General features: G+C 32.3%; 8 protein-coding genes. All 8 read right to left on the reverse strand.

The window, feature by feature from the left end; all coding sequences use genetic code 11:
* Positions 1-9 precede the first annotated feature (9 nt).
* Positions 10-525: a Gx transporter family protein gene (locus RDK80_RS17180; RefSeq protein WP_094899374.1), complete on the reverse strand. Its 516-nt coding sequence runs from the start codon at positions 523-525 to the stop codon at positions 10-12.
* Positions 526-539: 14 nt separating this feature from the next.
* Positions 540-920 carry a NusG domain II-containing protein gene (locus tag RDK80_RS17185; protein WP_094899372.1) on the reverse strand — a complete coding sequence of 127 codons (381 nt, stop codon included), beginning with the start codon at positions 918-920 and terminating at the stop codon, positions 540-542.
* A gap of 122 nt (positions 921-1,042) precedes the next feature.
* Positions 1,043-1,852, reverse strand: a complete 810-nt coding sequence (gene rnfB / locus RDK80_RS17190; RefSeq protein WP_094899370.1) for an RnfABCDGE type electron transport complex subunit B — start codon at positions 1,850-1,852, stop codon at positions 1,043-1,045.
* Between the two features lie 11 nt (positions 1,853-1,863).
* Positions 1,864-2,436, reverse strand: coding sequence for an electron transport complex subunit RsxA (gene rsxA / locus RDK80_RS17195; RefSeq protein WP_094899368.1), 573 nt, complete (start codon positions 2,434-2,436; stop codon positions 1,864-1,866).
* Positions 2,437-2,453: 17 nt separating this feature from the next.
* Positions 2,454-3,059 carry an electron transport complex subunit RsxE gene (gene rsxE, locus RDK80_RS17200; RefSeq protein ID WP_094899365.1) on the reverse strand — a complete coding sequence of 202 codons (606 nt, stop codon included), beginning with the start codon at positions 3,057-3,059 and terminating at the stop codon, positions 2,454-2,456.
* Between the two features lie 20 nt (positions 3,060-3,079).
* Positions 3,080-3,625, reverse strand: coding sequence for an FMN-binding protein (locus RDK80_RS17205; RefSeq protein ID WP_094899363.1), 546 nt, complete (start codon positions 3,623-3,625; stop codon positions 3,080-3,082).
* Positions 3,626-4,636, reverse strand: a complete 1,011-nt coding sequence (locus RDK80_RS17210) for an RnfABCDGE type electron transport complex subunit D (protein ID WP_094899362.1) — start codon at positions 4,634-4,636, stop codon at positions 3,626-3,628.
* An 18-nt stretch (positions 4,637-4,654) separates the two neighbouring features.
* On the reverse strand, positions 4,655-5,983 hold the full coding sequence (gene rsxC, locus RDK80_RS17215) for an electron transport complex subunit RsxC (protein WP_094899360.1): 1,329 nt from the start codon (positions 5,981-5,983) through the stop codon (positions 4,655-4,657).
* Between the last annotated feature and the right edge of the window lie 1,308 nt (positions 5,984-7,291).

Here is a 7,291-nt window from a genome sequence, read left to right on the forward strand (position 1 = left end):
TCTCCTTAACTATCCAAAATATGAACTTAAACTTTTCTTCAAGTTTCTAGATATAAAGATTGACGAAAGCCCTACAAAATATCCAGTAAACAAACTGGTAAGTAAAAGAATAGGAAGATACGAATATATTCTAGAATTATACATCATAGCTGCAGCTACACTAACTTGAGCAACATTATGAGCTACTGCCCCAAAAATACTCACACCTATAAGACTAAAAATCCTAGTAAAATATTTATATACAATGAACATTGTAATGCAGGATAATATAGATCCCGCAAGACTATAAATAAGACTAGATATACTGCCAGTTATAAGTACAAGTACTATGCTCTTTAGTATACCTACTATAAAAGCTTCCTTGAAGCCAAATATAATCAATGTAACTAAAATAACCATATTAGAAAGCCCCAGCTTAGCACCTGGCACTGTAATTGGCAATGGGATTGCTGACTCCAAAACTGATAATGCAAGTCCTATTGACACCAGCAGTGATAAAAATATTATTTTGTTCAATCTTTTCATAGTTTCTATCATCCTTAATTGCTTATATAATCCACGTCTCTTATTTCTTCTGCTCCTTTTATCTCTACAACTAACTTATTTGGTAAACATACTATTATCTCACCAGCTTTAGATATTGTTCCTTGCAATACATCTAATTTATCAGGACAATCTGCATCTATAACTTTTACCTCACCATCTCCAATTTCAATTAAATTATATCCAAATTCAGTTTCAATAGGTATAGTTTTTCCAATCACTGATTTATCAAATATTATCTTTTTATATTCTTTACCATCCACTTGAATGCTAATATACTTTTCTTTATACCCAGTAGCACTGTTCTTAATAAATCCTAAAGAAACCAAACTAATTGCTATAATAACGATTATTAAAATTTTATCAGCTTTTGTCATATAAATCATCCTTTATCCAAATGGTCAAGCTAATTTTCATACATTATTAGTTTACCATTTATATTTTTTATTTACAAGTTACATTTTAAGAAAAAGAAAAGAGCCTTTATAGGCTCTTAATATTAAACTGCTATATCCTTAGCTGAATTAGAGTATATAGCTTTAGTAGGACATTTTTCAGCACAAACTCCACAATTTATACATTTCTCATAGTTAATTTTTGCTAAATTATTTTCGAAACTAAACGCATTCTCTGGACAATTTTTAACACAGATTTGACATCCTATACATCCTATACTACATTTGCTTCTTACTTCCTTACCAGTATCTTTACTCTTACATTTTACAACGAATTGATTATCGTATGGCACTAACTCAATAATAGATTTAGGACAGACTTCTATACATTTCATACAAGAAGTACATTTTTCTTTATCTATAAAAGCTACTCCATCAATTATCTCTATGGCATCAAAAGCGCAAACATCTTTACAAGTTCCACAGCCTAAACATCCAAAGGAACAAGTTTTGCTACCACCTTGTAATATATTAGCAGCTCTGCAATCTTTAATACCTTCATATTTATATTTTTCTTTTGCCTTATTGCAATCACCTTGACAAAGAACTGTAGCTACCTTTCTCTCTACATTTGCTGCATTAACTCCCATAATATCTGCTATTTGTTCAGCAACTGGTTTTCCACCAACATTACAAGCATTAACAGGAGCCCTACCTTCTGCTATAGCATTTGCTAAACCGTCACATCCTGGGAATCCACAAGCACCACAATTGGCCCCAGGTAATACTGATCTAACTTTTTCTACCTTTGGGTCAATTTCTACTGCAAATACATTAGATGCTATGGCTAGAAGAACTGCAGAAATTAACCCCATTGCACCTACTACTAACATTGGATTTAATATATCAGTCATGTCTTTACCTCCTATACAAGCCCATTAAAGCCTAAAAAGGCTATGGACATCAATCCTGCAGTAATTAAGGCTATAGGAAATCCTTTCAAAGCTTCAGGTATATCTGCTATTTCAAGTTTTTCTCTAATACCTGATATAAGTACCAAGGCTAGTGTAAAGCCTACGGAAGCCCCTATAGCATTAAAAGTCGTTTGAACTAAATTATATCCTTCTTTTATATTTAAAATCGCAACACCTAATACTACACAGTTTGTAGTGATAAGTGGTAAATAAACTCCCAATGCATTATATAATGTAGGAGACATTTTTTTAAGAACTATTTCAACAAATTGAACCAATGCTGCTATAACTAATATAAAAACAATTGTTTGTAAATACCCTATTCCCATTTTGTCCAAAATTAAATGCTGAATAAAATAAGTAATTATAGATGATAATGTAACTACGAAAGTTACTGCAACACCCATCCCGGTTGCAGTTTCCATCTTATTTGATACTCCAAGAAATGGGCAAATCCCTAGGAATTGAGCTAATACATAGTTGTTTACAAAAATTGTACTAATCAATATTGCTGCTATACTCATTTAGCTTTCCTCCTTATTTAAATTTCGCTAGAAGCTTTTCTTCTTCTAACTACATTGAAAATTCCTATCAATAGTCCAAGTACAATAAATGCTCCTGGAGGTGCTACAAGGATTCCTGCAGGTTGGAAACTAGCTCCAAATAATGATTTTCCTAAGAAAGTTCCTGCTCCAAATATTTCTCTTATACTCCCTAGAACCACAAGTGCAATAGTATAACCAAGTCCCATTCCAAGTCCATCTACTATTGAAGGTATGATACCATTTTTAAATGCAAAAGCTTCTGCACGGGCAAGTATTATACAATTTACTACTATTAATGGAAGGAATATACCCAATGCTTGATAAATAGGTTGAGCATAAGCCTTCATAAACATTTCAATTATAGTAACAAAAGTTGCTATTACAACAACAAATGCTGGGATACGAATTTTATCTGGAATTATATTTCGAAGTAAAGATATTACTAGGTTTGAACCTACTAATACTGCAACTACTGCTAGCCCCATTGCTAAACTATTTGAGACATTAGTAGTAACAGCTAATGTTGAGCACATACCTATTAATTGTACAAATATAGGATTATCATTAATAATGCCATTTTTAAATACTTTTGATAATTTCACTCTTTCCACCTCCACTTACATTAGTTTGAAAGTTGTGTATTAAATACTTCTCTAGCTGCATTTACACCAGCCATAACACCTTTAGAAGTTACTGTAGCACCTGATATAGTTTCAACAGTTATTTCCTCTGCTGTACTCTTATCTGCAAATTTACTATAAAATTCTGGCTCAGCAGCCTTTGAACCTAGTCCTTTTGTTTCAGAGTGTTCTACTAATCTCATGCCTTTTACATTTCCATCTATTGAAAAACCAGTTAATGTAACAAGGTCTCCACCAAATCCTTTAGACACCATTTTTATAGCATATCCATTTAGATTTTCACCACTATATGCTTCAAATATTTCTACAACTGATTCGTTGTTTCCTTTTATCTCGCTAAATTTTCCTTCATCTAAAGGCTTAAATTTACTGTCTTCACCAAATATTTCCTTTAAGGCTTCCATGCTGCCTGCCATTTCTAACTCAGCAATTTTTCCTTTAGTTAAATTATTTGATACAGCTAGAACTCCTGCTGATATTGCTGTAATAATAAATAAAATTAATCCTAGTTTTATAGTTTCTTTCATCTATTTCGCCCTCCCAAATATTTTTGGTGCAGTAAACTTCTCTATTAGTGGGCTTGCAACATTCATTAAAAGAATAGAATATGAAACACCTTCAGGGAATCCACCCTTTACCCTAATAAGAGCAGTTAAAGCTCCTGCACCTAATCCAAATATTATTTGACCAAGAGGTGTAACAGGTGTAGTTGAGTAATCTGTAGCCATAAAAAATGCTCCTAGTATTAATCCTCCACCTAATATATGATACATAAGTTGATCTGCTTCAACTCCTAATAGAAGTAACAGTATAGCAGTTGTTCCTATATAAACAACAGGAGTCTTCCAGTTTATAACTTTTCTAATTATTAAATATAGGGCACCTATAAGTAATAATAATGCTGAGGTTTCACCAATCGCTCCTCCTACGTTCCCAATAAACATATCCATTAATGATGGTAATTCTGCAGCTGCTTGAGCAACTGTAGCAGAAGCCCCTGCATCTGCTGCACCGTACTTCATTATGGCTAGTGGTGTTGCACCTGCAACAGCATCTGCTCCCGGCAACACAAAATTCGACATGATATTTGGCCATGAAGCAAGTAATACTGCTCTAGCTGCTAATGCTGGATTCATAAAGTTAGAACCTATTCCACCGAAGCATTGCTTAACTATGATAATAGCAAATCCAGAACCAAACACTGGAATCCACCAAGGTGCATTAGCTGGTAGATTAAATGCTATCAAAATGCCTGTTATCACTGCACTATAATCATTTATAGTAATTTCTTTTTTAAATAATTTCTGTATTGCTGCCTCAAAAAATAAAGCTGATGCTACAGATATTAATATTAATTTTAAAGCATTAAGTCCAAAGAAATAAACTGAGCCAATTATGGCTGGTATTAAAGCTATTATTACATCTAACATTATTCTTCTAACAGATTCATTTGATCTAATATGAGGTGAAGAAGATACTATTAGCATATCTGGAATAGCTGAATCTGTCATTGTAGTGTTTAACACTTTACCTTCCATTAAATTTCCTCCTAGCTACTATGATTTTTTCCTCTTTGCAAGAACTTCTCTCTTTGCAAATCTTATTGATTCTACTAATGGCCTCTTTGCAGGGCATATAAAAGAACACGATCCACATTCAACACAATCTAAAGCTCCGTGTTTCTCAGCACCTTGGAAATCATTCTTTAGAGCATATGCTGAGATAAATAGAGGTTGTAAATGTACTGGACAGGCCTCTATACATTTGCCACATTTTATACATGGTGAAACCTTCTGAGCCGCAGCTTCTTTTTCAGTAAGAACAAGAATTCCTCCTGAACCTTTAATTACTGGTACCTCTGTTGAGAATTGACTTAGTCCCATCATAGGTCCGCCCATAATTACTTTACCTGGTACTCCATTGAAGCCACCAGCTTGATTTATTACTTCTTGGAATGGTGTCCCTATCTTCACTATAAGGTTTCTAGGTTCATTGACGCCATTGCCCGTAACAGTTACAACTCTTTCATATAAAGGTTTACCTTCCAATATAGCTTCAGCTACAGCTTTAGCTGTACTCACATTGTTTACTACACAACTGACATCCATTGGTAGTCCACCAGAGGGTACCTTTCTACCAGTCGTAGCATTAATAAGCCTTTTTTCATCACCTTGTGGGTACTTTGCTTTTAAAGTAACTATTTGAATATTATCTTGAGGTTTAATTACTGCTTTTAGGGCATCTACTGCATCCATCTTATTATTCTCAATACCTATAAAGCCTTTTTCCACGTTTAATGCTTTCATTATCGCCTTTAATCCAAATATAATCTTTTCTGGCATTTCTAGCATTAACCTATGGTCTGAGGTTAGAAATGGCTCACATTCTGCACCATTTATAATAACTGTATCAATTTTTTTCTCAGGCGGCGGTGATAATTTTACGTGAGTAGGAAATCCTGCTCCACCCATGCCTGTTATTCCTGCTTCTTTGATGATGTCAATTATTTCCTTTGAAGAAAGTTGTTCTAGACCTCCCTTAGGTTTAATTGTTTCATCCATTTCATTAGTACCATCTGACTCAATAACTACACAAGTTGCATTGATACCAGTAGGTGTAGTTATTGTTGTTATACTCTTTACTGTTCCAGTAACGCTAGAGTGAACAGGCGCCGATACAAATGCTTGGGATTGTCCAATTTTTTGTCCTACCTTAACTCTGTCACCTACGTTAACTATAGGTTCGCAAGGTGCACCTGTATGCTGATGTAAAGGTATATATACTATGCTTGGTTCCTTTGCATATTCCAGAGCCTTCTTTTCTGTCAACTCTTTGCTATGTGGTACATGTACCCCACCTTTGAAAGTGAGATTGTCAAGTTTCATTCGCTTCCACCTCTCTATTAATATTTTAAAATTCCCCATTAAATAATTAGTCCTAATTTACCTAGGTCTATAATTTTCCTTCTATATTATAACATTAAACACTTTTCTTGTACATAAAAGGCCTCTGTAAAAGACTGTCAATTCTTACACAATCATTGTTAATTTTTCTGTAATTTTAATTGAAAATTGCCCATTTATTTCTATAAACAATAAAATTTACCTCTTGCATTTTTTGTAGCCTATAATTATATTATAATTTATATACAATTGTCTCCACAAATAAGACAACATGGTTACCATGTATTGTATCCATGTCTGCAATCATAATATAATTTTTATCAAATTTGTAATTCCGTTGATTTTACTAGGTTTTATTATTGTTTAACAATTGTCAAGTTTTTGCTACTTTTTATACATTTTGTAATTGTTACAAAAATTTTATATTTATCCATCTATAATTATGGGTTCTAGTAATAAAATATTCCCTCTAATAAAGATAAATATTGCACAAATAAAACCTATTATAGAGAACCAGGCTGAGATTTTCCCTTTCCATCCTTTGTTATATCTTAGATGTCAATACATAGAATATATTCTAAGTAGTAAATGACCAAGTTTCTTTTAGATCCTATCCCCAATATCTTGACCAAACAGACTTTACCTAAATCATATCTTTAACAATAACTAATATAAACATCAAATATCCAAAGGTTATAGATTGTATGCAGTTAACTTATTTGGTCAATTCCAAAATAGGATAAAATCCATAAAGATAGATTGTTAAATGTTTATACTGATAAAAATAATGTTCGTTATTTTTAAGACTTTTATTGTCTAATATATTTCCTTCTTTTATCTTTTATTATAATACTATTTATCGACCCAAAGCTTGATTGATAAAAATTGAAACCTTTCTAATTAAAGGATTCTTTATCCAAATCTTCTTTGTTTTTGCTTCCTGTCCATTTTGAACTTTTTTAATTTAATGTAATATCGTTCTGTTGACCATATTTTCCCTAAACCTTAAATAAAGTTCATTTATTTTTAATATAAACCCTAATCGCTTAAGATAGTACTTTCCCCGGGCAATAAATTTACAAATTCTTCATAGGCAAAAATGCTATCTATAAAATTTCCTAAAATAATATAAAATAATAATAGTAAAATACTAAAGAGTTATGAAATTGAAGTAATACTATTAAATTTCTAAATCTATAATAATTCTCTAAACTAAATTTTGGTTTTCTTCCCACAAAAAATACCTCCAAGTAGATAATCTAATTTTAATTAATTAAACTGTCTACTTTG

This window comes from uncultured Tissierella sp. (assembly GCF_902479755.1).
GTDB lineage: Bacteria > Bacillota > Clostridia > Tissierellales > Tissierellaceae > Tissierella > Tissierella carlieri.

Excerpts from the sequence above, each read along its gene's own strand:
- rsxC (WP_094899360.1), bottom strand. The coding sequence starts at position 5,983 with ATGAAACTTGACAATCTCACTTTCAAAGGTGGGGTACATGTACCACAT.
- rsxA (WP_094899368.1), bottom strand. The coding sequence starts at position 2,436 with ATGAGTATAGCAGCAATATTGATTAGTACAATTTTTGTAAACAACTAT.
- rnfB (WP_094899370.1), bottom strand. The coding sequence starts at position 1,852 with ATGACTGATATATTAAATCCAATGTTAGTAGTAGGTGCAATGGGGTTA.
- RDK80_RS17205 (WP_094899363.1), bottom strand. The coding sequence starts at position 3,625 with ATGAAAGAAACTATAAAACTAGGATTAATTTTATTTATTATTACAGCA.
- RDK80_RS17185 (WP_094899372.1), bottom strand. The coding sequence starts at position 920 with ATGACAAAAGCTGATAAAATTTTAATAATCGTTATTATAGCAATTAGT.
- RDK80_RS17210 (WP_094899362.1), bottom strand. The coding sequence starts at position 4,636 with ATGGAAGGTAAAGTGTTAAACACTACAATGACAGATTCAGCTATTCCA.
- RDK80_RS17180 (WP_094899374.1), bottom strand. The coding sequence starts at position 525 with ATGAAAAGATTGAACAAAATAATATTTTTATCACTGCTGGTGTCAATA.